Annotated in this window: 15 protein-coding genes; 8 read left to right on the forward strand and 7 right to left on the reverse strand. The window is 68.6% G+C overall.

The genetic code is table 11. The features are described 5' to 3' along the window. Positions 1-158: 158 nt before the first annotated feature. The 4 genes from D3230_RS05615 to D3230_RS05630 are packed head-to-tail and all read right to left on the reverse strand — an operon-like array spanning position 159 to position 4,871. A complete protein-coding gene (locus D3230_RS05615) occupies positions 159-1,118 on the reverse strand; it encodes an NUDIX domain-containing protein (protein ID WP_202344016.1) in 960 nt (319 codons plus the stop codon). Then, positions 1,115-3,241, reverse strand: coding sequence for an RNA degradosome polyphosphate kinase (locus D3230_RS05620; protein ID WP_202344017.1), 2,127 nt, complete (start codon positions 3,239-3,241; stop codon positions 1,115-1,117). The genes D3230_RS05615 and D3230_RS05620 overlap by 4 nt, the downstream gene beginning before the upstream one ends. Continuing rightward, on the reverse strand, positions 3,238-4,194 hold the full coding sequence (gene mshD, locus D3230_RS05625; protein WP_202344018.1) for a mycothiol synthase: 957 nt from the start codon (positions 4,192-4,194) through the stop codon (positions 3,238-3,240). The genes D3230_RS05620 and mshD overlap by 4 nt, the downstream gene beginning before the upstream one ends. Next, complete coding sequence (locus tag D3230_RS05630; protein ID WP_202344019.1) at positions 4,191-4,871, reverse strand: winged helix-turn-helix transcriptional regulator; 681 nt, start codon at positions 4,869-4,871, stop codon at positions 4,191-4,193. Before D3230_RS05630 ends, mshD begins: the two co-directional genes overlap by 4 nt. Before the next feature lie 112 nt (positions 4,872-4,983). Between D3230_RS05630 and D3230_RS05635 the strand changes: the two genes are divergently transcribed. Beyond that, entirely contained in the window at positions 4,984-5,286 is a 303-nt protein-coding gene (locus D3230_RS05635) for a hypothetical protein (RefSeq protein ID WP_337249104.1), read from the forward strand. A 156-nt stretch (positions 5,287-5,442) separates the two neighbouring features. Further along, the gene (ygfZ, locus tag D3230_RS05640; RefSeq protein WP_202344020.1) at positions 5,443-6,576 is read left to right on the forward strand and encodes a CAF17-like 4Fe-4S cluster assembly/insertion protein YgfZ; all 1,134 of its coding nucleotides are present in this window, start codon (positions 5,443-5,445) and stop codon (positions 6,574-6,576) included. A 37-nt stretch (positions 6,577-6,613) separates the two neighbouring features. Here ygfZ and D3230_RS05645 read toward each other — a convergent pair whose 3' ends face one another. Continuing rightward, entirely contained in the window at positions 6,614-7,843 is a 1,230-nt protein-coding gene (locus tag D3230_RS05645) for an alpha/beta fold hydrolase (protein WP_202344021.1), read from the reverse strand. A 76-nt stretch (positions 7,844-7,919) separates the two neighbouring features. On the opposite strand from D3230_RS05645, the gene D3230_RS05650 reads away from it, so the two are divergent. Beyond that, on the forward strand, positions 7,920-8,663 hold the full coding sequence (locus tag D3230_RS05650) for a phosphoglyceromutase (RefSeq protein ID WP_202344022.1): 744 nt from the start codon (positions 7,920-7,922) through the stop codon (positions 8,661-8,663). A gap of 219 nt (positions 8,664-8,882) precedes the next feature. Here D3230_RS05650 and D3230_RS05655 read toward each other — a convergent pair whose 3' ends face one another. Continuing rightward, positions 8,883-9,068 (reverse strand): DUF3073 domain-containing protein, encoded by a 186-nt coding sequence (locus tag D3230_RS05655; RefSeq protein WP_202344023.1) that lies wholly within the window; start codon positions 9,066-9,068, stop codon positions 8,883-8,885. A 127-nt stretch (positions 9,069-9,195) separates the two neighbouring features. On the opposite strand from D3230_RS05655, the gene D3230_RS05660 reads away from it, so the two are divergent. Beyond that, positions 9,196-9,834 carry a hypothetical protein gene (locus D3230_RS05660; protein ID WP_202344024.1) on the forward strand — a complete coding sequence of 213 codons (639 nt, stop codon included), beginning with the start codon at positions 9,196-9,198 and terminating at the stop codon, positions 9,832-9,834. 15 nt (positions 9,835-9,849) lie between these two features. On the opposite strand, the gene D3230_RS05665 is transcribed toward D3230_RS05660, so the two are convergent. Then, positions 9,850-11,145 carry a DUF445 domain-containing protein gene (locus tag D3230_RS05665; protein WP_202344025.1) on the reverse strand — a complete coding sequence of 432 codons (1,296 nt, stop codon included), beginning with the start codon at positions 11,143-11,145 and terminating at the stop codon, positions 9,850-9,852. Between the two features lie 93 nt (positions 11,146-11,238). Between D3230_RS05665 and D3230_RS05670 the strand changes: the two genes are divergently transcribed. The 4 genes from D3230_RS05670 to D3230_RS05685 all read left to right on the forward strand — a co-directional run bounded on the left by D3230_RS05670 (position 11,239) and on the right by D3230_RS05685 (position 25,239). Next, positions 11,239-15,516: an efflux RND transporter permease subunit gene (locus tag D3230_RS05670; RefSeq protein WP_202344026.1), complete on the forward strand. Its 4,278-nt coding sequence runs from the start codon at positions 11,239-11,241 to the stop codon at positions 15,514-15,516. A 2-nt stretch (positions 15,517-15,518) separates the two neighbouring features. Then, a complete protein-coding gene (locus tag D3230_RS05675; RefSeq protein ID WP_202344027.1) occupies positions 15,519-17,015 on the forward strand; it encodes a DEAD/DEAH box helicase in 1,497 nt (498 codons plus the stop codon). Between the two features lie 205 nt (positions 17,016-17,220). Further along, the gene (locus tag D3230_RS05680) at positions 17,221-19,314 is read left to right on the forward strand and encodes an acyl-CoA dehydrogenase family protein (RefSeq protein WP_202344028.1); all 2,094 of its coding nucleotides are present in this window, start codon (positions 17,221-17,223) and stop codon (positions 19,312-19,314) included. A 273-nt stretch (positions 19,315-19,587) separates the two neighbouring features. Beyond that, positions 19,588-25,239: an invasin domain 3-containing protein gene (locus D3230_RS05685; protein WP_202344029.1), complete on the forward strand. Its 5,652-nt coding sequence runs from the start codon at positions 19,588-19,590 to the stop codon at positions 25,237-25,239. Positions 25,240-25,321: the final 82 nt, after the last annotated feature.

A 25,321-nucleotide genomic window follows, 5' to 3' on the forward strand; every position in this document is an offset into this window, starting at 1 on the left:
GCTGGCGCACCCGGGGCGTGTGGGCCGGTTCACGAACCCCGAGGAGATTCACGAATTTCGAGGAGATCCGGGGCCGGATCCGGCACCTGGCCGCAGGATCTCCGCGGGAATGCGCGACATATCTGCCCGCGTGGGGTCGCACCGCGCGACTCCGCGCCTTAGCCCCGGATCAGCTTGAGCGGGTAGCTCTCCACCGCGAGGATCCCGGCGCCGGGGCGGGTGCGCGAGAAATGGAACACGGAGAACCCCGCGGGCGGCAGCCCGGCCGCTTCGGCCAGGTAGTCGCCCGGGACACTGCCCGTCGCAAGGACGAGTTCGCGCGCGAGATCCGGCAGCACGGGGCGGTGGCTGCACACCACGGTGCTCTTGCCCCGCGTAATGATCTTCCCCATGAGCCGCCGGGTCGCCGTCAGATCTCCCGCGTCCCAGAAGTCCTGGCTCAACGCTTCGGACGCGCGGACCCGCTTGCCGAGATGCTCCGCCAGGGGTGCCACCGTGTCGAGGCAGCGCCGGGCCGTCGAGGAGCGGATCCGTCGCGGGCCGAACGCCTCCAGGATCGGCACGAGCGTCTGGGCTTGTCGCACGCCGTCCGCGGTGAGCTCCCGCAGATGGTCCTCGGGGGTGTCCGTCCCGCGCGGTTCGGCCTTGGCGTGGCGCAGGAGCGTCACGGCGAAGGTATCGAGCAATTCGTGCTCGGCAAGCCTGAGGAATACGTCGTAGAGTTCCCGGTCTGCCTTGTAGGTGAGGCGGCGTCGGGCGTCTTCGAGCGGCACCCACTCGAGCGCCTGGACCTCATTGTTCGGGGTGAACGTTGAGGCGAGGGCGGCGGCGCTCGTGACCTCGGCGGCCCAGTACTGCACGGTCTTCTGCCGGCCGCCGGCGAGCGCGTAGTGGATGGTGCCGAGCATCACGCCGAGCGTGACCTGGAGCCCGGTTTCCTCGGCCGTCTCGCGTACGGCAGCCTGTGGCATGCTCTCACCGGGGTCGAGCTTGCCCTTCGGGAACGACACATCGCGCTGCTTGGTGCGGTGGATCAGCAGGACGTGCACCCGCTCGCCGGTCGGGGACGGGACTCGCCGCCAGCAGACCGTGCCGGCGGCGAGGAGTTCGCTACTCACCGAGGACGCCGTGCCCTCGCCTGAGTCCGGTCCGTCATGACGAGATCCTGGAGATCGGGCAGGAGTTCGCCCTCCTCGCTGATGACCCGGCGCTGCCAGGTGCCGTCGGGGAGCATGCGCCACGACGACACGTCATCGCGGAAGGCGTACTCGAAGAAGCGGTCCACCCGCGCGAGGTGTTCCCGGTCGGTGAGGCGCACGAGCACCTCGATGCGGCGGTCGAGGTTGCGGTGCATGAGGTCGGCGCTGCCGATAAACACGTCGCGCTCCCCGCCGTTGGCAAAGGCATAGATCCGGGAGTGCTCGAGGTAGCGGCCGAGCACGGAGCGCACCTGGATGTTCTCGGATAGGCCGGGCACGCCAGCGCGGATCGAGCAGATGCCGCGCACCCACACCTCGATCGGCACCCCCGCCTGGCTTGCGCGGTAGAGGGCGTCGATGATGGCCTCGTCGACCATCGAGTTCGCCTTCAGCTTGATCCCGCTGGGCTTCCCGGCCCGGGCGGCGTCGGCCTCCCGTTCGATCCGCTCGAGCAGGCCGCTGCGCAGCTGCAGCGGCGCAACGAGTAGGCGGTCGTAGTCGGTTTCGATGGCGTATCCGGACAGCACGTTGAAGAGCTTCGTGACGTCGCGGCTGACCTCGGGCGACGAGGTGAACAGGCCAAAGTCCTCGTAGATCCGGCTGGTCTTCGGATTGTAATTGCCGGTGCCGATGTGGCAGTAGTGGGCGAGCCGCCCACCCTCTTCGCGGATCACCTGGACCAGCTTGCAGTGGGTTTTCAGGCCCACGAGGCCGTACACGACGTGGACGCCCGCCTGCTCAAGCTTGCGCGCCCAGGTGATGTTCGCCTCCTCGTCGAAGCGAGCCTTCACCTCGACGAGGGCGAGCACCTGCTTGCCCGCTTCGGCGGCCTTGATGAGGGCCGCGACGATGGGGCTGTCGCCCGAGGTGCGGTACAGGGTCTGCTTGATGGCCAGCACATCCGGATCGGTGGCGGCCTGTTCGAGGAACGCCTGCACGCTGGTCGAGAACGACTCGTACGGGTGGTGCACGAGCACTTCGCGCTGCGCGATCGCCGCGAAGGTGTCCGGGGCCTCGCTCGGGCTATTCGTCCGGAATTGCGGGTGGGTGACGGGGATGTGCGGCTTGAATTTGAGGTCCGGTCGCGGGATCCGCGCGAACGCGAACAGCCCGCTCAGATCCAGCGGTGCGGGCAGCGTGTAGACCTGCTCCTCGTCGATGTCGAACTCGCGCACCAGCAACTCGAGCGTCGCGGAATCCATGTCGTCCGAGATCTCGAGACGGATGGGCGGGCCGAAGCGGCGGCGCAGCAGCTCCTTCTCGAGCGCCTGGATCAGGTTCTCGGTCTCGTCCTCTTCGATCTCCATGTCCTCGTTGCGCGTCACGCGGAAGACGTGGTGGTCGATCACTTCCATGCCGGGGAACAGCCCATCGAGCTGGTTCGCGATGAGCGCCTCGAGCGGGATGAAGCGGATGTGCTCCTCGTCCTCACGGCGATCCACGCGGACGTAGCGCGGGATCATCTGGGGCACCTTGAGGCGCGCGAACTCGACCTTCTCGGTGCGTGGGTTGCGGACCCGGATCGAGAGGTTCAGCGCTCGGCCGGAAATGTAGGGGAACGGGTGGGCCGGATCCACCGCGAGCGGCATGAGCACCGGGTAGACGCGCTGCTCGTAGTACTCCGTCAGCACCTCGCGGTCGGCGGCGTCGAGCTCATCCCAGTCGACAATCTTGATGCCGGCTTCGGCGAGCGCGGGCTGCACTTGCTCGCGGAAGCAGCGGGCGTGCCGCAGCTGCAGCTCGTACGCGGTGCGGTTGATGTCGGCCAGCACGTCGGTGGGGGCGCGGCCTACGTTTGTCGGAAGCGCGAGTCCGGTCACGATGCGGCGCTTGAGACCCGCGACGCGCACCATGAAGAATTCGTCGAGGTTCGACGCGAAGATCGCGAGGAAGTTCGACCGTTCCAGCAGCGGCACGGTGGGGTCTTCCGCCAGTTCGAGCACGCGCTGGTTGAACGCGAGCCAGCTCAGCTCGCGATCGATGTACCGGTCCGCGGGCAGCGGGGCGAGGTCGGTGGCGGTGACGGGCGTTGCTTCGCTCATGCGTTCATTCTTGCACTTGCGTCGTCTGTGGCACGCCGCGCCCACTGTCGGCTGCGTGAATCAATGGTGAACCCCGCGGTTTCGTAGAGCTTCACGGCACGCTCGTTGTCGCCGTCGACGTACAGCGTGACGCCGCGCGGGGAGTGTTCCGCCATTCGCGCGAGCGCCGCGTTCAGGAGCACCCGGCCGAGACCGCGCCCGGCGGATGCGGGGTCCACGCCGACCGCGTACAGTTCGCTCTCGACGGCCCCGGACGCCGTGTCGCGCACTGTCTTGATCCAGGCGGAACCGAGGAGCGAACCGTCGTTGTCCCGGAGCAGCAGCAGATCCTCGGGATCGAACCAGGGCTCCTCGCGGATCAGCGCGAAGTCGGCCTCGGTGATCCGCCCCTGCTCGGGATGCGTGGCAAAGGCGGCCGCGTTCACGCGGACCCAGTCGGCGGCGTCGCGCGCGGCGTCGAATCGTGAGAGGGCGAGCGCGGGATCGGTGGCGGCGCGCTCCGGGGCGGTGTGCGGCAGCAGCGCCGGATCGAGCGCCATCCGGAACAGCGAGCGCACCGGAACGAACTGGGCCCCGAGCAGGAGCGCTTCAGCTGCGGGGTTGTCGCCGTGCGCCCAGGCGCGTAGCTGGACGGGGCGCTCGGCGCTCGCTGCCGCTTCATCTGCGCGGGCGATGAGCGCTGCGAGGGCGGCGGATCCGACGCCGCGACCGCGCTCCTCGGGGCGCACGACGAGATCGACCTCACCGTCACCGACGATCCCCGCGGCCACGATGCGTTCACCCACGGGGGATTCGGCAAACAGGGTCAGCTCGCGCTGCCCCTGCGTCACCGCGAGGAGCGCCTGATCCGAAACCGGGTCTTGGCCGTCCGCCGCGGTGGCGTCGGCGATCAGCGAACGCGCGGCGGTCAGGGCCGCGTCGGGGGCCGCGCTGAGCTGGTGCAGGGTGATCATGCGAATGACTCCTCGCTCTCGTTCTCGGACCGGGCGCGGGCGAAGCCGTAGCCGACGCCGCGCACGGTGCTGATGAGTGCCTCGTGATCGCCGAGTTTGGCACGCAGGCGTCGGACATGCACGTCGACGGTGCGGGTGCCCCCGAAGTAGTCAGTGCCCCAGACCTCGCTGAGCAGCTGATCCCGGGTGAACACGCGGCCCGGATTCGCTGCGAGAAAGTGCAGCAACTCGAACTCCTTGTACGTGAGGTCCAGGGGATGCCCGAACAGTCTCGCCGTGAAGTTCGACTCGTCGATCACCACGCCGGCCGAGTGGACCGCCGCGGGCGGTGCCGCGGATACGGGCTGTTCGAGAAGTCGCAGGCGCACCTCGATCTCGGCGGGGCTCGCGGTGGGCAGCACGAATTCGGCGACGCCCCACTCCGGGGTCAGCGCGGTGAGGGCGAGCTCGGGCAGGATCACGACGCGTGGGGTGTCGGATCCGGTACTGACGTTCAGGCACGCGGCGCGGGCCCGGCGCGCATCGAGGGTGCCGTCGACGAGCAGCGCGTCGAACCGGGCGAGCAGCGTGGGGGTGACGGGGAGCGACAGCGGCGAGGTACGGACGACGTGGGGGAGGAGATCGAGCGCGGGGAGCGACTCGGCGGGGTCCCGGTCTGTGAGGCAGAGCAGCTCCATTGCCGTGCTCCCTTCCTCGTTTCGTACCGAAGAATACCAGTGTAGGGCGTGTCGTCGCGGGGTCGCCGGTGAACGTGCCGCCTGATCAGGCCGGGTATGGGAGGATGGCCCCGTGACCGACGAGAAGCCCGAAACCGCCCCTGAGATGCCTGACGTGCACTCCTGGCACGTCCCGCGTCTCATCATCGCCTGGGCGGTTGCCGCGGTGATCGGGGTGCTGGTGACGCTCTGTGTGCCGACGGAGGAGCGCTTCTCCTGGCTCGCGTTCGCCATCGGTGCGAGCACCCTCGTCACGTTCGGACTGCAGCTGGGGACCGCGCAGCGGGTCGGCTTTATTACGCGCGTCGCGTTCAGCGTGGCGGGTTCGGTGCTGGTCATCGCGGTCATCGACATCGTGTGGACGCTCTTCGGCTAGACTGGTGCCATGCTGCTTGCACTGGAACTCTTCTTCATCGGCCTCCTGGGCCTCGCGTCCCTGGCGATCGCTTGGGTCTCCGGCACCGTGATCTACAAGCTCTTCAAAGGTCAGCGGTAACCCCGAGCTGGTCTCGCCCGATTCCGCGGTGATGTGATGACTCCCTTCGGTGGGCTTCCCGGGGCTGTGCTGGTCCCTGAGCTTGGTGTGCCCGCGCACTACGGAGAGCCGCTCGCGGAGCAGCGCGCTCTCGACGCGGGAGCCGCGATCGTGGATCTTTCCCACCGCGGCGTGGTGATCGTCGAGGGCGAGGACCGGCTGAGCTGGCTGCACTCGATGACCAGCCAGCGGCTCACGGGTCTCCGCCCGGGAGAGAGCACGGAAACGCTCCTGCTCGACCCGAACGGCCGCATCGAACGCGCGATCCGCCTCGTGGACGATGGCGAGCGGGCGTGGCTGCTGGTCGACGAAGGCTCCGCTGAACCGCTCGCGGCGTATCTCACCCGCATGCGGTTTGCGCTGCGAGTGGCGGTCCGTGACGCGTCGGACGAGTACGCGGCGGTGCTCGCGTTCGCCGGGCCGGCGGCCGAACTTCTGCGCGGCGCGGGTCCCGTCGCCGAGTGGCGCGACCCGTGGGCGGGCGTGCTGCCCGGGGGGATCCAGTACCAGCGCGGCACCGAGCACGCCGGGGCCGAGTGGTCCGCCTCGCAGTTCGTGTTTCCGCGCACAGCACTCGAGGGGCTCGCGGAGCGGGTTCGCGCGGGCGAGGTCCGCGCCGCGGGTACGCTCGCACTCGACGCGCTGGAGGTGCGGGCCTGGCGCCCCACCCAGCACGGCGACGTGGATGATCGTTCGATCCCGCACGAGTTTGACTGGCTCCGCACCTCGGTGCACCTGACGAAGGGCTGCTACCGCGGGCAGGAAACGGTCGCGAAAGTGCACAACCTGGGACACCCGCCGCGGCGACTCGCACTGCTCCACCTGGATGGCTCGGGCGGCTCGCTGCCCGTGCCCGGCGCGCTCGTGCACCTCGCCGGCGGCGCGCAGGATCCGGCGGCTCGTCCGGTGGGCCGGGTCACCCGCGCCGCGCTGCACCACGAGTGGGGGGCGATCGCTCTGGTCCTCCTGAAGCGGTCGGTTCCCGAAGACGCGGAGCTTGAGGTGCGCGGCGGCGAGACGGGCAACGATCCGAACGCGGAGGTCGCCGAGGTCCTCGCCGCAACGCAGGAGGTCATCGTGCCCGCCGACGCCGGCGCGGCGCGGGATGTCCCGCGACTCAAGCGGCTGTAGCAGCGTCGGGATGGGTGGGGTCGGCTGCCCAGCTGGGTCAGCGGGCCAACGGGAACTCTGCGGCCGCGAGGCGCGCCCCGATCATCCGCGAGGCGAGGCTCCGTGGGGCCACGAGGTCCTGGGGAAGACGGTCACCGAGACTCCCTGCGGCACCGATCCCTGAGGTGACGGCCTGGAGCACGCCCAGCACCAGCTGGGGCGCGAAATCGAGGGCGCTGTGTCCGTGCGTGCGAATCGGGATGAGGTGCGCCTCTGGCACGAGCGCGGCAATCCGTGTGCTTTCGCTGCGAGGTGTTCGGATATCGCGGTCGCCCGAGAGCAACACCGTGGGCCAGGTGAAGCGGTCGATCAGCGCGGACAACGGCACACTCGGCGGCGTGAACGGCGAGAAGTTGGCCGCAGTGTTCGCAAAATGGCCCGACTTGGAGAGCTGCGTGTCGAAGTCTTCCCAGCCATAGCCGAGCTCGCGGAACGCGATTTCGCCGACCAGGTCGAATTCCATCTGAAACGGCACGACCCGGGAAAGCTCCCCGCGTCCCAGTGTCGCTGCCCAGCGGGTCAAGTTGCGCCCGCGGTGCCCTTCGAGCAGCGACAGGTACCGCGCGACGGCGGCGGGTCCGACGAACTCATGCAGCAGTTGCAGCGCAAAGCCCAGGCCGTCTTCATGCCCAGGATCCTGCCCCGCGACATGCTGGACCCGCATGGCGAGCGGTGCCGTCTCGCTCACGGACCCCTCCCAGTAGTGTTCATGCAGCGCGCGGGAGGCCGGTGCGAGGCTGCGCTCATCGAGCATTGCAGAGTCGAGAACCATCGCTGACACACGGTCGGGGTGACCCGCCCCAAAGCGCTGTGCCACGTAGCTTCCGTACGACGAGCCCGCAATCACTGCGCGGGCGACCCCCTCCGCGTCGAGCACCGCCGCCGCGTCGTCGACCACCGCCGCGATTCGTAGTGCTGAGCGGGAAAGATCCGCACCGTCGACGCGGCTCCGCGACAGACCCACGCCACGGTGCTCCACCATGATGAGGTCGAGACCCAGGCGGCTCGCCCGTCGGCGCAAACCCGCATAGGGCACGACCGATCCGAGTCCGGGGCCGCCGGGAAAGACGAGGACCGGGCTCTGCGACGGAGGTCCGGTGCGGGTGTAGGCGAGACGGAAGCGACCCCCGTCGGGGAGCGCTCGGTCCACGGTGCGGACACGGTGGGCTCGCCGCAGACGTTCGGCCTGCCGGATCCTGCTGGCCGGGGCAGGAAGCTCGCTGGGCATGGTGCTCCTGTGCGAATCGGCCGCGACCTCCCGGGGTGCGCGGGGATGATTCCCCCACGACCGGTAGGCTACCAGCATGACGAACACGCTGATCTTGCTTCGCCACGGACAGAGCGAGTGGAACCAGAAGAACCTCTTTACCGGGTGGGTGGATGTGCGCCTCACCGAGCAGGGCCGCGGCGAGGCGGTGCGCGCCGGCGAGCAGCTCGCGGCCGCTGGACTGCAGCCTGACGTGCTCCACACCTCGCTCCTGAGCCGCGCCATCCAGACGGCGAACCTCGCGCTCGACAGCGCGGACCGCCTCTGGATCCCGGTGACGCGCTCGTGGCGGCTGAACGAGCGCCACTACGGCGCGCTGCAGGGGCTCGACAAGGCTGAGACGCTCGCGAAGTACGGCGAGGAGCAGTTCATGGAGTGGCGGCGCTCGTTCGATACCCCTCCGCCCGCGCTGGATGACGCGAGCGAGTGGTCGCAGGCGAACGATCCCCGCTACGACGGTATTGACGGTGAGCGTCCCCAGACCGAGTGCCTGAAGGACGTCATCGACCGCCTGGTGCCCTACTGGGAGCAGTCGATCCTGCCCGATCTGAACTCGGGGAAGACCGTGCTCGTGACCGCGCACGGAAACTCGCTGCGCGCGCTCGTCAAGCACCTCGACGGCATCTCCGATGCGGACATCGCCGGGGTGAACATCCCCACGGGCATGCCGCTCGTCTACCAGATCAACGCGGACGGCACCCCGGCGGCGCCGGGCGAGTACCTCGATCCTGAGGCCGCGGCGACCGCTGCCGCCGCGGTCGCGGCACAGGGCAAGCACTAGTCCGAGCCGCCTGTGGGTACGCCAGTGGCCTCGCGGTGAACGTCACCACCGCGAGGCCACTGGCGTTTCTTGGCTCAGCATCCCCGGGTCGGGGAGAGCATGACTCCTGGATAGCGAACTCCTGGCTCGCGCATGGTGGCGCGGCACAAACACTCGAGCGGACCGGAACGCAGCGGTGTGCGTCCGAGTCCGCTCAGGTGGGAGTCGACGGGGACGGGGTTAGTCGTCGTCCTTCTCGTCGGTGTTGTACTTCTCTGCGTACTCGCCCCAGGGGTCTTCGCTCGAGTGCTTCTCGGATTCAGATGCGAGCTCTCGCTCAAGCGCCGAGTAGTTCGTATCGGGGCTGAAATACTTCAGCTCCCGTGCGACCTTGGTGTGCTTTGCCTTCTGACGGCCGCGCCCCATGCGTGACCCCCTTACACAGTCGGGCCTCACGCAATATGCGCCGCGAGGCAGGTACCAATTTATAGACGTATGGTGCAGATTCTAGCATGACCGGCATCAGCGCTTGTCGCCCCGTTACGATGTGTGTATGACTCGCACCGCCCGACGCCCGCTCCGGATCGTCCTTTTTGTGCTGCTCGGGATCGCGGTGCTCGTCTTGGCTGGCGTCCTCGTGGTGTTGCTCCCGATCCTGACGCACCAGAGTGCTGGCGGCTCCGGACAGGAGATCCCGACGGGCTATGTTGCGGCAGTGAGCGCTACCGGTGAGGACGGGAGAACGCGGACTCTGAGCGTGGAAACCCCTGATGGCAAGCCTGCTGAGCTCGATTCGCTGCGTCCCGGAGACACGCTGGTCGTGACCGGCGACGGCTTTGATGCGGGAATCGGCATATATCTTGCCATCTGCGGAATTCCGGCCTCCGCAGACGAGAAGCCAGGCCCGTGCCTCGGCGGTGTGCCCGAGGGGGCTGAGGCCGGCGATGCCGGCGCACAGGCGGGACTCTCGAGCGCGTGGATCACGGACGCGTGGGCGTGGCGCGCGTTCGCCACCCAGGGCTACGCCGATGCCGATCGGGGTACCTTTACCGCCACGCTCACCGTGCCGGATCCGGTCGTTGACGGCTTCGACTGCCGTGACCAGCGGTGCGCCATCGCAACGCGCGCCGACCACACGGCGGCCAAAGATCGCGTCCAGGACATGCTGCTGCCCGTCGCGTTCGGCGACTAAGCGGAACGCGCGCAGCTACCCCACGAGCGGGGCGATCACGAGCGTGGCGATACTGAAGATCGCCAGGCCCGCCAGAGATCCCACCACGGTGCCGTTGATCCGGATGAACTGCAGGTCCTTGCCGACCTGGAGCTCGATCTTCTCGGCCGCCTCGCGGGCGTCCCAGCGCTGCACGGTCTCGCTGATGACCCCCGCGAGATCGTGGCGGTAGCGGTGCACCAGGTGCTCCACGACCCCCATCACCCACACGTCGATCTTGTACTGCAGCGTCGAATCGCTCACGAGCTTGCAGCCGAAGTCCTGGGCGGCGCTCACGATTCGCACCCGCAGGTCGCTCGCGGGATCCTCGAGCATCGCGACGAGCGCCGCGCGCGCCGTTTCCCACGTGCTTGCCGCGAGCGCCCGGATGCGTGGGCTATCGAACACCTCGTGCTTGAAGCTCTCGAGCTGCTCCTGCAGGCGCTCCTGCTCCTGGAGATCCCGGGCGAGGTCTCCGAGGAACTTGCCGACCGCGAGCCGGAAGGGGTGCTGGTGATCCGCGGCCACGGTCTGCACAAACCGTACGGCCTCGGCGTGCAGCCTGGTGTCGACGAAGCGGTCCACGATGCTGGGCACCCAGGACGGCAGCCGCGAGGACACGACCCGGTCGAACGCCTCCGGGTGCTGCACGAGCCAGTCCTCGAGGCGATCCGCCGCGATGTCGAGCAGCGCCTCGTGATGGCCGCCCTCCAGGAACGACTCGGCTGCGCGCCCGAGCAGCGGACCCCACTCGGGTTCAACGACATGCCGTCGCACCAGCACCTCAATGAGTTCCTGAACGTCGCCGTCGTCGAGGACCGTCAGCGCGCCGAGCCCGGCGCTCGCGACCATCTCTCCGACGCGCTCCGCGTTCGGCCGCTGCGAGAGCCAGTCGCCGGCCATCCGGGCCCCGCTGACCTGGGAGAGCTTCTCGTGCACCACATCGTCGGCGAGGAAGTTCTCCTCGACGAAGGCCCCCAAGCCCTCGCCGATCTCGTCCTTCTTGTTGGAGATGAGGTTGGTGTGCGGGATCTTGATGCCCAGCGGATGCCGGAACAGCGCCGTCACCGCAAACCAGTCCGCGAGCGCGCCCACCATGCCGCCCTCGCTCGCGGCGCGCACATAGCCGAGCCAGGGGTACCGATCCTGCAGCACGAACGACACGACGAAGATGACGGCCATCCCGATCAGGAGCCCGACGGCGATGCCCTGCATCCGTCTGAGGTCGCGAAGCCGCGCGAAGTCTGCGGGGGTGACCGCACCCAGTGTGCGGGCATTTCGTGAGGACGCCATGACGCCATTATCGCTGGTCACGGATGCCTACACTGACGAGTTTGACGAATCGAATGCGTGGTTTGCCGCGGCAACGTGGGAGAATCAGGACTTATGCACCATCTCACGGCGCTGAGCCTGAAAAATCGTGCCCTGATTGCGCTCGTGACGATCGTCGCGGCGGTCTTCGGCCTGCTGGGCGTGGGATCGCTCAAGCAGGAACTGATGCCGTCCGTGCAGTTCCCCGCGATCGCGGTGGTGACGAGCTACCCGGGCGCCTCACCCGAGGTCGTCAACAAGGAAGTGTCGACACCCATCGAGACGGCGCTGCGCGGGGTGCCACAGCTCGAATCCTCGAACGCGACCTCCAGCACGGGTGCGTCGATGGTGCTCGCACAGTTCACCTACGGGGTGGATATCGCGGCGACGGAGCAGAAAGTGGAGCGCGCGGTCAGCCGGATCTCGCAGCTGCTCCCCGCGGCGGCCGACACCCAGGTGATGTCGGGCAGCATTGACGATTTCCCGGTGATCCAGATCGCGGTCACCCCCGCGGATGGGCAGACGCCCGAGGAAGCCGCGGCGATCGTCGAGCGGATCGCGATCGCGGACCTCAGCGACCTCGACGGCGTGCGCGACGCGCAGCTTTCGGGTGCGCGGCCGGACCGGATCACGATCGTCCCGAACTTCGAGGCGCTCGGTGCGCAGGGAATCGGCGTCCAAGCCATCACCGACACGCTGCAGCAGAGCGGTGTGCTCGTCGCCGCGGGATCCATCACCGAGGGCGAGCAGACCCTGTCCGTGCAGGCGGGCAGCACGGTCGCCTCCGCCGAAGACATCGCGGCGCTCCCGCTCCCGGTCAGTGCCGAGCAGATGATGGCCCAGCAGGAGGAGCTTGCCCGGCAGCAGGTCCCGACCCGTCCGGGGGCGCAGCCCGAGGCCGAGCCCGCACCCGCGCTCACCCCGATCACCATCGGGAGCGTGGCCGAGGTGCGGCTCGAACCGGGCCCGGTGGAGAGCATCTCGCGGGTGGACGGTGCCCCCGCACTCACGATCGCGGTCACGAAGACCTCCGCGGCGAACACCGTTGAGGTGTCGCACGCGGTGCAGGACCAGCTCGCGGAACTCGAGGATCAGCTCGGCGGGATCACGCTGAACGTGGTGTTCGACCAGGCCCCCTATGTCGAGGACTCGATCGAGACCCTCACCACCGAGGGGCTGCTCGGGTTGCTCTTCGCGGTGCTCGTGATCCTCGTGTTCCTGATGTCGGTGCGCGCCACCCTCGTCACGGCGATCTCGATCCCCACGTCCGTGCTCCTGACCTTCATCGGCCTGAATTTCGCGGACTACACGCTGAACATGCTGACGCTCGGCGCGCTCACCATCTCGATCGGCCGTGTCGTCGACGACTCGATCGTGGTCGTCGAGAACATCAAGCGGCACCTGGTCTCCGACACCGACCGCGCAGCCACGATCACGATGGCGGTGCGCGAGGTCGCGGGGGCGATCACGGCCTCCACGATCACGACCGTCGCGGTGTTCCTGCCGATGGCGTTCGTCGCGGGCATGGTCGGCGAACTGTTCCGGCCGTTCGCCTTCACCGTCACGATCGCGCTCGTCGCCTCGCTCCTGGTGTCCCTCACGATCGTCCCGGTGCTCGCGTACTGGTTCCTGAAGCCGGGGCACGCGCGCCGACGGGAGACCGCGGTCGCCGAGGCAGATCCCGCGCAGACGCGTCTGCAGCGCTGGTACCACCCGGTGATCGATTGGACGTTGCGCCGCCCCGCGGTGACGCTCATGATCGCCGCGCTCGTGTTCGGCGGGACGATCGCCGCGAGTCCGCTGATGAAGACGAACTTCATGGGCGCGGACGAGCAGAACTCCGTCGGCCTCGTGCAGACCCTCGCGCCGGGCACCAGCCTCGACGCCCAGCTCGCGCAGGCCGAACGCGTTGAGCAGGTGCTCGCCGAGCTGCCCGAGGTCGAGACCGTACAGGTCACCATTGGCAGCTCGGGCGGCGGCATGGCCGCGATCTTCGGCGGCGGCGGCGACGGTGCCGTGAACTACTCGCTCACGACCGATCCGAACGCGAACCAGGAGGAGGCGCAGGACGCGATCCGCGCCGCCGTGAACGGCCTCGGCGATGCCGGCGAGTTCTCCCTCGGCCAATCGGGCGGTGGCGTCACCATGTCGAGCGCCATTGAGGTGGTCGTGAGCGCGCCGGATCAGGACACCCTCGCGACCGCGAGCGATGCGGTTCTCGCTGAGCTCCGCGATCAGGACGGGCTGAAACAGGTCGAGAGCGACCTGGCGCTGTCCCGCCCGTACCTCGCCATCACCGTCGACCGGGCCGCCGCCGCCGCGGCCGGGCTCACCGAGGCGGGGGTCGCCGGTCAGGTGGCGCAGCAGATGCAGCCGAACCAGATCGGCCAGATCACCCTGAACTCGACCACCACCTCCGTGTACCTTGCGGACACCGTGGCCCCGACGGACCAGGCCGGCGTGGCCGCGCTGCCGATCCAGACCGCCGTCGGACCGCAGGCGCTCAGCGCGCTCGCCACCGTCGCCGTCGCTGACGGCCCGGTGACGATCCGGACCGAGGACACCGCGCGCGTCGTGACGATCTCGGCGCTGCCGCAGGGCGACGACTTGACCGCGGCGAGTGCGGCCGTGAACCGTGCGCTTGACGCGGTGGACCTCCCCGCGGGGGCGAAGGCGACCATCGGCGGCGTGATGTCGCAGCAGGCCGAGGCCTTCGAACAGCTCGGTATCGCGCTGCTCGCCGCCATCCTGATCGTGTACGTCGTCATGGTGGCAACGTTCCGCAGCCTCCTGCAGCCGCTGCTGCTGCTCATCTCGGTGCCGTTCGCGGCGACGGGGGCGATCCTGCTCCTCATCGTGACCGGCATCCCGCTCGGCGTTGCCTCCCTCATCGGCGTGCTCATGCTGATCGGGATCGTGGTGACGAACGCCATCGTGCTCATCGACCTCGTGAACCAGTACCGCGACCGCGGGGAACCGCTGAAGGAAGCGGTGACGCACGGCTCCCTGCAGCGTCTGCGTCCGATCGTGATGACCGCGCTCGCGACCATCCTGGCGCTCACCCCGATGGCGCTGGGTATTACGGGCAAGGGCGGCTTCATCTCCCAGCCGCTCGCCGTCGTCGTGATCGGTGGCCTGCTGTCCTCGACCGTGCTCACCCTCGTCGTGTTGCCGACGCTGTACTACGCGGTCGAGCGCCGACGGGAGGGCCGCGGTGGCCCGCGGGATCCGGGGGCCGATCCCGAGCCGAAGCGTCCACGCGGGCCGCTCCGCCGGCGCGGTGCGGCGCAGGCCGCTGGCACCGCCGGGGCGACCGGCCCGGACGGCCTCGTGCTCGCGGGCAGCGGTCTCGCCGGGGCGGCGGCACTCGCCGCTGTCGACCACGCGGGTGTCTCGGATGTCGCGGGTGCTGCGGGTGCCGCAGGTGCTGCGGGTGCCACTGGCGTCTCGGATGTTTCGGGTGTTTCGGGTGCCGGTCACCTCGATGCTGAGAGCGCCGGTGATGTGACGCCGGTGCCTGTCGCCGAGCCCGGGACCGGGCCGGTGGCCGAGACGGAGCCGGTGACCGAGGGCGGGGGAGACACCGAACTGGCGGCGGCTGAGCCCGGGACCGAGACGGTCCCAGTGCCGGCCCCCGTGGCCGCGCCCGTGGCCGCGCCCGTGGCCGCGCCCGTGTCTGCACCCGTGCCTGAGCCAGTGTCTGCACCCGTGCCGATCGTCCTGCCCGAGCCGCGAACGGTGCCGGCCGAGCCCCAGCCTGACGCACCCCAGGCTGACGTGCGCGAGCCCGAGGTAGCCGATCCGGCACCGCTATCGGTGCCGGACGCCCCGGCCCCCGAGATGGGACCGAACACGCAGCAGATGTCGCTCGATCTTGAAGATCTGGGCTTCGTCGGGGCCGACAATCCCATTGACGCCCGGCTGGGTGGCAGTGCCGCGACCGAGACCGAGACCGAGCCGAGCGTCCCGTCAGCGCCCGAGCCGGAGGCCACCACCGCTCCACGTGAGGAGGAAGCCGCTACGATGGAGGCTGATCCCACGGCGTTCACCCCTGAGGTATTCGACTTCGCGGTCGACGAGCCGCGTGGGGAACCCGCGGCGAATCCCGCTGCAGATCCCATCGATGCGCGGCCCGATGTCCCGGATGCCACGGATGTCCCGGAAGTCGCGGAAGCTCCCGCGCCGCCGGTCACCGGGGAGCTGAATTGGGAACAGCTGCTGTGGCAGGCAACACAAGAGATTGACGAGGAAGTCGCGGCAGGCGCCTCGAACTCCGAGGGAAGCTCGGCCGCGGAGCCCTCGAAGAATGAGGGCGGCGCGCACGGCGTCGCTCCGGATGACACTGAACGGTAGACATGGCGCAGAAGGGGCGGCGGGGCTTCAAACCACCCGCGAACTACGAACCGGGGCGAAAGCCCCGCGGGCGGAAATTTCACGGGGGTGGGCGGCCGACCGAGGCTGACGCGACTCGTCGGGATCGCGCCGACGCCGCCGCGAAGAAGCGTGATCCGGCCGAGCCGAAACGCGCGGACGCCGGAGCGCAGCGCGTGGCACCTCGCGCCCCGCGCCAGCCGCGGGCCGCGGCCACCCCGTTGCCCAAACTTGAGGCGAAGATCACCACCGCAGCGGATGCCGCGGGCGTGCGGTTTACGGATTTGGGGCTCGGCGGCAACATCGTGCGGGTGCTCGGCGAACTCGGCGCCGAGCAGCCGTTCCCGATCCAGGTGGCGACCATCCCGGACACGATCGCGGGCCGCGACATTCTCGGCCGTGCGCGGACGGGATCCGGCAAGACCATCGCGTTTGGTGCGGCCCTCGTCGAACGGATGCTCAAGCTCAAAGCCGAGGGCGCATTCGGCGCGAAGCCGGGCAGCAAAGCCCCGCGCGCGCAGCGGGGGGTGCGGGTGCAGCGCACCGCCACGCGGAACCCGCGCGCGCTGATCCTCGCCCCCACCCGCGAGCTCGCGCTGCAGATCGACCGCACGGTGCAGCCCATCGCGCGCTCCGTCGGGTTCTACACCGCACAGATGGTGGGCGGCATTCCGATCGACCCGCAGATTCACGCGCTGGAGCGCGGCGTCGATATCGTCATCGGTACGCCGGGCCGAGTGCAGGATCTGGTGACCCGTCGGAAGCTCGACCTCCGCGAGGTGCTCGTCACCGTGCTCGATGAGGCAGACCACATGTGCGATCTGGGGTTCCTGGAACCGGTGCAACGGGTGCTGCGGGAAACTCAGCGCGACGGACAACGGCTCCTGTTCTCGGCGACCCTCGACAGCGGGGTGTCCGAGCTTGTCGCCGAGTTCCTCCGCGATCCGGCCGTGCACGAGGCCGAGCCCGCGGCGAGCGGACGTGTGCGGCACCGCGTGCACATGGTCGCGCGCGACCACAAGGAGCAGACCCTGGTGCAGCTCGCGAAGACGCCGGGCCGGGTGCTCATGTTTTGCCGGACGCGGGCATACGCCGAGCAGATCACGGAGGTGCTCGCTGAGGCGGGACTCCGCGTCACCTCCCTGCACGGCGACTTGAGTCAGTCACGGCGAGAGCGCAACCTGGCGCATTTCGCGACGGGGAAGGCGTCGGTGCTCGTCGCCACCGACGTGGCGGCGCGCGGGATCCACGTGGATGACGTCGACCTGGTCATTCAGGCGGATCCGCCGAACGACTTTAAGACCTACCTGCATCGGGCCGGGCGCACGGGCCGGGCGGGCCGAGACGGGCGCGTGGTGACCGTGATCCCGAAGCCCCGAGAGCAGTCGATGCGCGAGATCCTGGAGCATGCGGGGATCGAAGCCGAGCAGTTCGGGGAGTTCGTGCCGAAGGCTGCGGGCGGAGCGAAGCGGACCCGCTAGCCTGCGCGCCCCCGCGGCGCTTGGTTGCACTCTCCAGTGCGGGGAGGGTGAACTTGGAGGTTCTCGACAAGTTGGATTGCTGCGGCGAGGAACCGGTTGTGGAGTGAGTTCGGGCTGCTTGTCGCCGGGCGGGGCCCGGCCTAGCCTGGCACTATGCGGTGCGGATCGCTTCCGCGATCCCGCCTGTCACGTCGAAGGAGCCACGATGAGCGACACCACCTCCCATCCGAACCCGCGCCTCAACACCGAAGTCGTCAGCGACGCGCTGCTCGGCAAATGGAAGCGCGAGCGCTTGGAGTCCCGCGCCCTGGTCGCGGACCCGCGTCTGCAGACCATCAACGGGCAGACGATGGACGATCACCGCGAGCGAGTGCTCGGCCAGCTCGGCATCCTTGTCGAAGAGGGCGCAATCCAGCGAGCGTTCCCCTCGGACCTCGGCGGCAGCGACAACCACGGCGGAAACATCGCCGCGTTCCAGGAGCTGGTCCTTGCGGACCCGTCCATGCAAATTAAGAGCGGGGTCCAGTGGGGCCTGTTCGGTGCCGCGATCCTCCACCTGGGGACGCGGCCGCACCACGAGCAGTGGCTACCGGACGTCATGAGCCTGAAACTGCCCGGCGCGTTCGCGATGACCGAGATCGGGCACGGCTCGGACGTCGCCTCGGTCGGAACAACGGCGACCTACGATCCGGAGACCGAAGAGTTCGAGATCCACACGCCCTTTACGGGTGCGTGGAAGGAGTTCCTCGGCAACGCGGCCCTGCACGGCCAAGCCGCGGTGGTCTTCGCCCAGCTGATCACGCAGGACGTGAACCACGGCGTGCACGCATTCTTCGTGCCCATTCGTACCCCCGATGGGACCCTCCTCCCCGGCGTCGGCTCCGAGGATGACGGGGTCAAGGGCGGGCTCAACGGGATCGACAACGGGCGCCTCCACTTCACGCACGTGCGGATCCCGCGCACCAACCTGTTGAACCGCTACGGTGACGTCGCGCCGGACGGCACGTACTCCTCGCCGATCGAAAGCCCGGGACGTCGTTTCTTCACGATGATCGGCACGCTGGTGCAGGGGCGCGTCTCCCTCGACGGGTCCGCGGTGAAAGCGATGATGGCGGCCTTGACGATCGCGATCCGTTACGGCAGCGAGCGACGCCAGTTCCCGGGGGCTTCCGGCCGGGAGACCGTGCTGATGGACTACGGGCTGCACCAGCGTCGCCTGATCCCGCGCCTGGCCGAGACCTACGCGATGGCGTTTGCGAGCGAGCGCCTGCTGACCGTGTTTGACGAAGTGTTCTCCGGGGCGAAGGACACCGACGAGAACCGCGAGGACCTGGAGACACTGGCCGCGGCGTTCAAGCCGCTGTCCACCTGGGCCGCGCTCGACACCCTGCAGGAGGCGCGCGAGGCCACCGGCGGTGCCGGCTTCATCGCGAAGAACCGGCTGGTCGGCCTGCGTGCGGACCTCGACATCTACGTCACCTTTGAGGGCGACAACAACGTGCTGCTCCAGCTGGTGGGCAAGCGCCTCCTCACGGACTACGCACAGCAGTTCGCGGGGGGCGACAAGGCGGCGCTGGCGAAGGCCGCGGCGAGCCAGCTCGGAGACCGGGTGAGCCGCTTCGGATTGCGGCAGCTGGGGCAGAGCATCGCAGATCTGGGCCAGATGGCGCGTTCGGTGGAAAGCCTGCGCTCGCCGGAAGCGCAGCGTGCCCTGCTCGCAGATCGTGTGGAGACAATGGTGGCCGAGATCGCGCAGGCGCTGCGGGAAGGCACGAAGCACGTCCCGAAGGGGGACAAGCGCGGGTACGCGCAGGCGAGCGAGGACGCCTTCAACGCGCAGCAGCACAAGCTCATCCAGGCGGCCCGCGCGCACGCCGAGCTGCTGCAATGGGAAGCGTTCACGGACGGAATCGAGCAGATCACCGACCCCGGTTCTCGACAGGTGCTCACCTGGCTGCGGGATCTGTTCGGCTTCGAGCTGATCGAGCGTCACGCCGCATGGTACCTCGTGCAGGGACGGATCTCCGGCCAGCGGGCCACCGCGGTGACCGCCTACATTGACCGGCTGATCGGGCGGTTGAGCGACCACGCGCTTGACCTTGTCGACGCATTCGGGCTCACCCCCGAGATGCTCCGCGCCGAGATCGCGACGGGCATCGAAGCCGAACGGCAGGACGAAGCGCACGCCTACGTTGAGGCGGCCAAGGCTGCGGGGACGTGGCCCGTGCACGAGAAGGAACTCCGCAAGCGCGCGCAGGAGGCACAGCGCCGCGAAGCGGCAGCGCAGCGGGCGTCCTGACGCCGAGGCGGGCCGAACGGGACCCGTCCGAGCCGCTCGCAGCGGGCTCGGGCGGGTCCCGTTCGTGTGTGCGGAGGAGAAATGGGGTGACGGGGGCCGCTGCGCGTCACTACTGAGCACCGGATCGGCGGTGTACTGCAGTGTGCGGTACCGCCACGGAAATCGGTGAATCTCGTGAGGGAGGAACCCGGAAATCTTTACGGTTGCAGAGTGCCGCCTCGCGCTCGTGCGATGAGGGCTCAGCTTCCCTGCCCCGTGACCTGGAGATCGCCCATGACTTTCCATCCTCCGCACATCCTCGAATCGGCGGCACCGCCGGTCCGATCCCGCATTGGGCTACGGCTCCGCCGGTCCCTCGCAGTTTTCGCGGCCGCGCTCGTCGTGGCGGGCCCAGCCATTGGTGAGCCGGTCGCCGCGAACGCTGTTGTCCCGACGATCACCACGCACACCGATCGACAGATCCTGGTCGCCGACAACCCCATCACTGAGCTGACGAACGAGAATGGGGCCTTCCCCTGGACCACGCGACTCGTGTCGCAGGAGTTCGGGGATCCGTTCTATCGATTCGATTCCACCACCGTCTACCACCCGATCTTCCCGGTCAAGATAGGCAGCAGCTACCAGTACCTGGAGGTGAACGCCCAGACGAGCTCCAAAGGGGGCACGGGAAGCGCCACCGATCCCGCCTGGATCATGCAAGAGTCCACGTCGCTGACCGAAGAGGTCCCGGGTCTGAGTTTCGCGCATAAGCAGTCGCTCACCCTCGGCACCGAGTACGTGCGAAGCGACATCACCGTATCGAACGCCTCTTCACGAGACTGGGAGGTGGCTCCGGGCGTGTTTGGCGACTGCTACTTTGGGCAGTCGGACGTTGGGACGAACGCGATCAGCCCCGGGAAGATCGATTGCATCCCGAGGGATCCCATCGGCTCCGAGCGGATCTCGCTCATCACGGTCACTCCCGGTGCGCGCTTCGTGGGCGGGGGGTACCTCGGTGCCCTACATGCGATCGAGCGTGGTGACGAGCTCCCGAATGGCTGCGTGGACTTCTCGGGAACCCTGATTCCGTGCGACAGCCCGGACATCGACAATGCGTTCGGGACGTCCTGGCATGAGACGATTCCGGCGGGCGAAAGCCGTACCTTCACCTACTACACGTCCTACGCGGAGGATGTTTCCACGGTTGCACTCCAGGGCGGGGTTGGCCCGGAAACTACGGACGTGGGGATCGCGGACGAGTTCGAGGTGACGGTGACCGCGTCAAACTCCGGTACCGGAGATGAAGCACATGCGGTTGCCGAACTGGAGCTGCCCGAGGGGCTTGAATACGTCAGCGCTGCGGGGCACGGCACCGTGAGTGCGGATGGTCGGAGCTGGAGCATTGGATCGATCCCGACGGGAACCACCCGCGAGGTGACACTGACGCTTCGAGCGGTCGCGGCCGGTACCCACGAGGTGGCGATCACGGAGTTCGCAACGACTGGCATCAACGTGACGCCCTGCAACCCCGAGAACCCTGCCCCGTGCGGGACGAGCTCGCTGGTTACCGTCACTGCCAACGCGAGTCTCGATCGGTCCACGATCGAGGCGACCCCGGCACAGCTGGTGGCCGATGGCACGAGCCCCGCAACGATCACGGTGACCCTCCTGGACGCTCTGGGCAATCCCGTCGTGAAGGCGGGCGACACGGTGACGCTTGAGGCGACACTGGGTGAACTCAGCGAGGTGACACCGAACGGTGACGGGACGTTTACCGCGGTGTTGACGTCCGGCCGACCGGGAACGAGCACCATCACCGGAACGGTGAACGGCAAGGCCCTGATCGCACAGCCGCAGGTCGCGTTCACCGCCGGGGTGACGACCGCTGCGACCTCTTCGCTCTCGGTGAGCGAGGGCCCCCGCGACGCTGATGGGACCGACGCTCACAGAGTGACGATCGCGCTGAACGATGAGCGAGATCATCCCGTGCCCGGGCTCGCATCGTCGATCTCGCTCGGGCTGGATCCGGCCGAGGGGGCGGCGCTCTCGGCCGTCACCGAGTCCGCCACCCCGGGAGTCTATGAGGCGACGGTCACCGCGACGCGCGCCGGGGAGTTCACGCTGACCGGTCAGGCGCACTTTGGGCTCCTCGGTACCCGCGGGCTGTCGGTGATTCCGGGCAGCCCCGCGACGCTGAACTTCGTCGCCGGTGCCGCGGCAGCGGCGAACTCGGAGCTGACGCTGAGCACGGGGACGAAAGTCGCGGGCAGCGAGCAACACACCGCGACGATCATGACCCGCGATGCGTTCGACAACCCGGTGGCCGCGACCGTCGAGCTCGACACCGAGCTGGAAGTGGCGGGGTCGACGACCGTGACCACCGCCGCGGACGGGACCGCCACCGTGACCCTCGGCTCCACGCGCGCAGGGGCGTTCCCCGTTGCAGCCACGCTCGGCGGGACGGAGATCACCGGTAGCCCGGGGACCGTGAGCTTTGGTGCGGGAGCCCCGTCGGTGGGCGTCGACGGCACCTCGACGGTAACGATTACGGATGGCGCGGTGGAGGCCAACGGGGAGGCCCAGCACCGGGTGACCACCACGATTCGCGATGCCTTCGGCAATCCGGTTTCTGGAGCGACCGTGGAAGTTATCGTGGATGGTCCGGTCCTGGATGCTGCGAGCGGTACGACAGGGGACGACGGGGTATGGAGCACGACGTTGACCTCGACGACCGCCGGGTCCTTCGCGGTGGTGGCAACGTTCGGTCCGACGGCCATCGGTGTAGCCCCCGTGATCGCTGAGTTTGTGCGGGGTGCCGCGAGCGCGGCGCACTCCTCGTGGGTCGTCACTCCCGATACGGCCGTCGTGGCCGACGGTGAGCAAACGTTTACCGCCACGCTCACCATCCGGGACAAACAGAACTCGCCCGCGGACGGCGAGACACCCGGAGTGATCCTGCCCGTGGGCGTGACGCTGATTTCCGGACCGACCGCGACCAACGCACAGGGCGTCTCGACCGCGACCTTCGCGTCGACGATCGCCGGCAGCTACCCGATCGGGGCGGTGCTGGGCGCGGATCGGATCGGCACCGTGCAAGATGTGACCTTTGTCGCTGGGGCTCCCTCGCTGGGCGCCGAGGGAGCATCGACCCTCACCACTTCGGACGGCGACGCTGTCGTTGGGGCGGACACCCATGAGGCTACGGCGACCGTGACCGATGCGCACGGGAACCCTGTCTCTGGCACGGAGGTCCGTTTCAGCGCCGAGCATGGAGCCCAGCTCGATCCGGCGACGGCGACGACAAATGCGGAGGGCGTGGCGACCACGACTATCGCGAGCGAAACGGCGGGCGACGCTCGGATCTCGGCAACGGTCGAGGGAGTTCCTCTCCAGGGAAGTCCGAGGAGCGTGCGCTTTGTCGCTGGCGCAGCGTCGGCGGAGCATTCCTCCTGGACCGTGACGCCCGGCGGCACCGTCGTGGCGAACGGAGTCGACGTCTACACCGGCACCGTGACCGTGGTCGACCGATTCGGAAACCCGGTGGCGGGGCAGGTCGTCGACTTCGCCGCGGCGAAGAGTGTCGCAGTCGGGATGGCACCGTTCGTGTCAAACAGTTCGGGGATCGTGAACGTCGCGTTCAGCTCGACCGTTGTGGGGGACTCCATTGCCGCCGCGCTGATCGGTGACGCACCCGTCGGTGACCGCGCGGACCTGCAGTTCATCGCGGGGCCGGCATCGACCGAGACGTCGACCGTGGAGATTGACCGAGACGTGCTCGAGGCGAACGGGACTGATCAGGGCGTCGTGACGGTGACGTTGCGCGATGCGCACGGCAACCTCGTTGCCGATACCGATGGCACGGTGGACATCACTGCGAGCCGTGGCGATCTCTCCGCGGTAGCCAATGAGGGGGAGGGGCGGCACACGGCAACGGTGACCTCGGAGTCCTCCGGGGAGAGTATCCTCGGCTTCACGATCAACGAGGAATACGCGGACGCGAACGCCGTCACGACATTCGTCGCGACCCCCTCGGCACCGAAACTCCAGCCGTCCAATGGGACGAGTGTGACGGGGGTCGCGGATCCCGGGAACACCGTTTCCCTGTGGGACGAGGCAGGCACCCTGCTCGGAACCGGCGTCGCGGGCGAGGACGGCAGTTTCACGATCGAACTGAGTCCCGTGATGGGACATGACACGAGAATCGTTGCAATCGCGGAGGACACGCATGGGTTTCACTCGCCCGAGGCTGAACTGCGCGTCGACGCGACCGCGCCCGATGCGCCGCGATTGGACGTGTCGAACGGGAAGTCCGTGGCGGGCGGCGTGATCGCGCCGGGCGACGCAGTGACGATTGTTGACGCGGACGGGAAGCCCGTCCCGGGCGAGGTGACGGTGAACGAGGACGGGAGCTTTGTGTTCGTGCCCGAGACGCCGTTGACCGAGGGGCAGAATGTGTCTGTCGTGGTGACGGATCCCGCAGGGAACTCCTCGCAGCCGGTGCCGGTGGTGGTGGATACGACCGCGCCCGACGCGATCACCGTGCAGCCGTCGGACGGGAAAACGATTGTGGGCGCCGGCGTTCAGGAGGACGCCAAGGTGACGATTGTTGACGCGGACGGGAAGCCGATCCCGGGCGAGGTGACGGTGAACGAGGATGGGAGCTTTGTGTTCGTGCCGGAGACGCCGTTGACCGAGGGGCAGGATGTGTCTGTCGTGGTGACGGATCCCGCAGGGAACGCTTCGCAGCCGGTGCCGGTGGTGGTGGATACGACCGCGCCCGATACGCCGCGATTGGACGTGTCGAACGGGAAGTCCGTGGCGGGCGGCGTGATCGCGCCGGGCGACGCAGTGACGATTGTTGACGCGGACGGGAAGCCCGTCCCGGGCGAGGTGACGGTGAACGAGGACGGGAGCTTTGTGTTCGTGCCGGAGACGCCGTTGACCGAGGGGCAGGATGTGTCTGTCGTGGTGACGGATTCCGCAGGGAACTCCTCGCAGCCGGTGCCGGTGGTGGTGGATACGACCGCGCCCGATGCGCCGCAATTGGACGTGTCGAACGGGAAATCCGTGACCGGCGGCGTGATCGCGCCGGGCGACACCCTGGTGTTCGTCGACGCGGCAGGCACCGCAATCCCGGGCACGGTGACGGTGCACTCGGACGGGACCTTCCGATTTGTGCCCGACACCGCGCTGGGCGAGGGGGACGATGTGTTCGCCGTGGTCACCGACCCGGCTGGCAACTCCTCGGCACCGGTGAAGGTGGTCATCGATGCGATCCCGCCGAAGTCCCCGGAGCTCGACGTCACCGACGGTTCGGTCGCAACGGGCTGTGCGGAGCCAGGATCGACCGTGATCATCCGAGACGCCGCCGGCACCGCGATCGGAACGGGAGTCGCCGGTGAGGACTGCCGGTTCTCCATCACCCTGCGCCCGAAGCCACAGTCCGGCACCAACATCTCGGTGGAGGCAGTCGATCGGGCGGGGAACGTGTCGCAGCTCGGCCAGGTTCGCGTGGGCCTTCCCACGGTGACGGTCGCGCACGCTGAGCGGCGGGCCGGCGACGCGCAGATCGCAGTCGGTCAGGGCTTCCAACCCGGTGAAGCGGTGACGGGGACGCTGCGATCCGCGCCCGTGGATCTGGGCATCCTGATCGCCGACGCGCGAGGCGAAGTGACATTCGACTTCACCCTCCCAGAACGTATCGAACAGGGGAGGCACACGGTCACACTCTCGGGTGAGCGGAGCGGTGCCGCGAAGGCGAGTTTCGCCGTGGTGGCGGTGACAGCTCCGGAGCCCGCTCCGGTACTGAGCGTTGCCGGGCTCCCCGTGACCGGCGGGACCCTTGGGGTTGCGGCTGCCCTGGGAGTGATCCTGACCCTCGGAGGTGCACTGCTCGTGCTGCGCCGCCGCGCTGCGGAGCGCGCGGCGGGCGCTGCTCAACTGTAGCGCTGGTCGAACGAACCGCGAGGCGGGACCCCACCGGGTTCCCGCCTCGCGGTTCGTGTTTCCGCTCCTCCCGGGGCATCGG

Source organism: Leucobacter chromiireducens subsp. solipictus (assembly GCF_016758195.1).
GTDB lineage: Bacteria > Actinomycetota > Actinomycetes > Actinomycetales > Microbacteriaceae > Leucobacter > Leucobacter solipictus.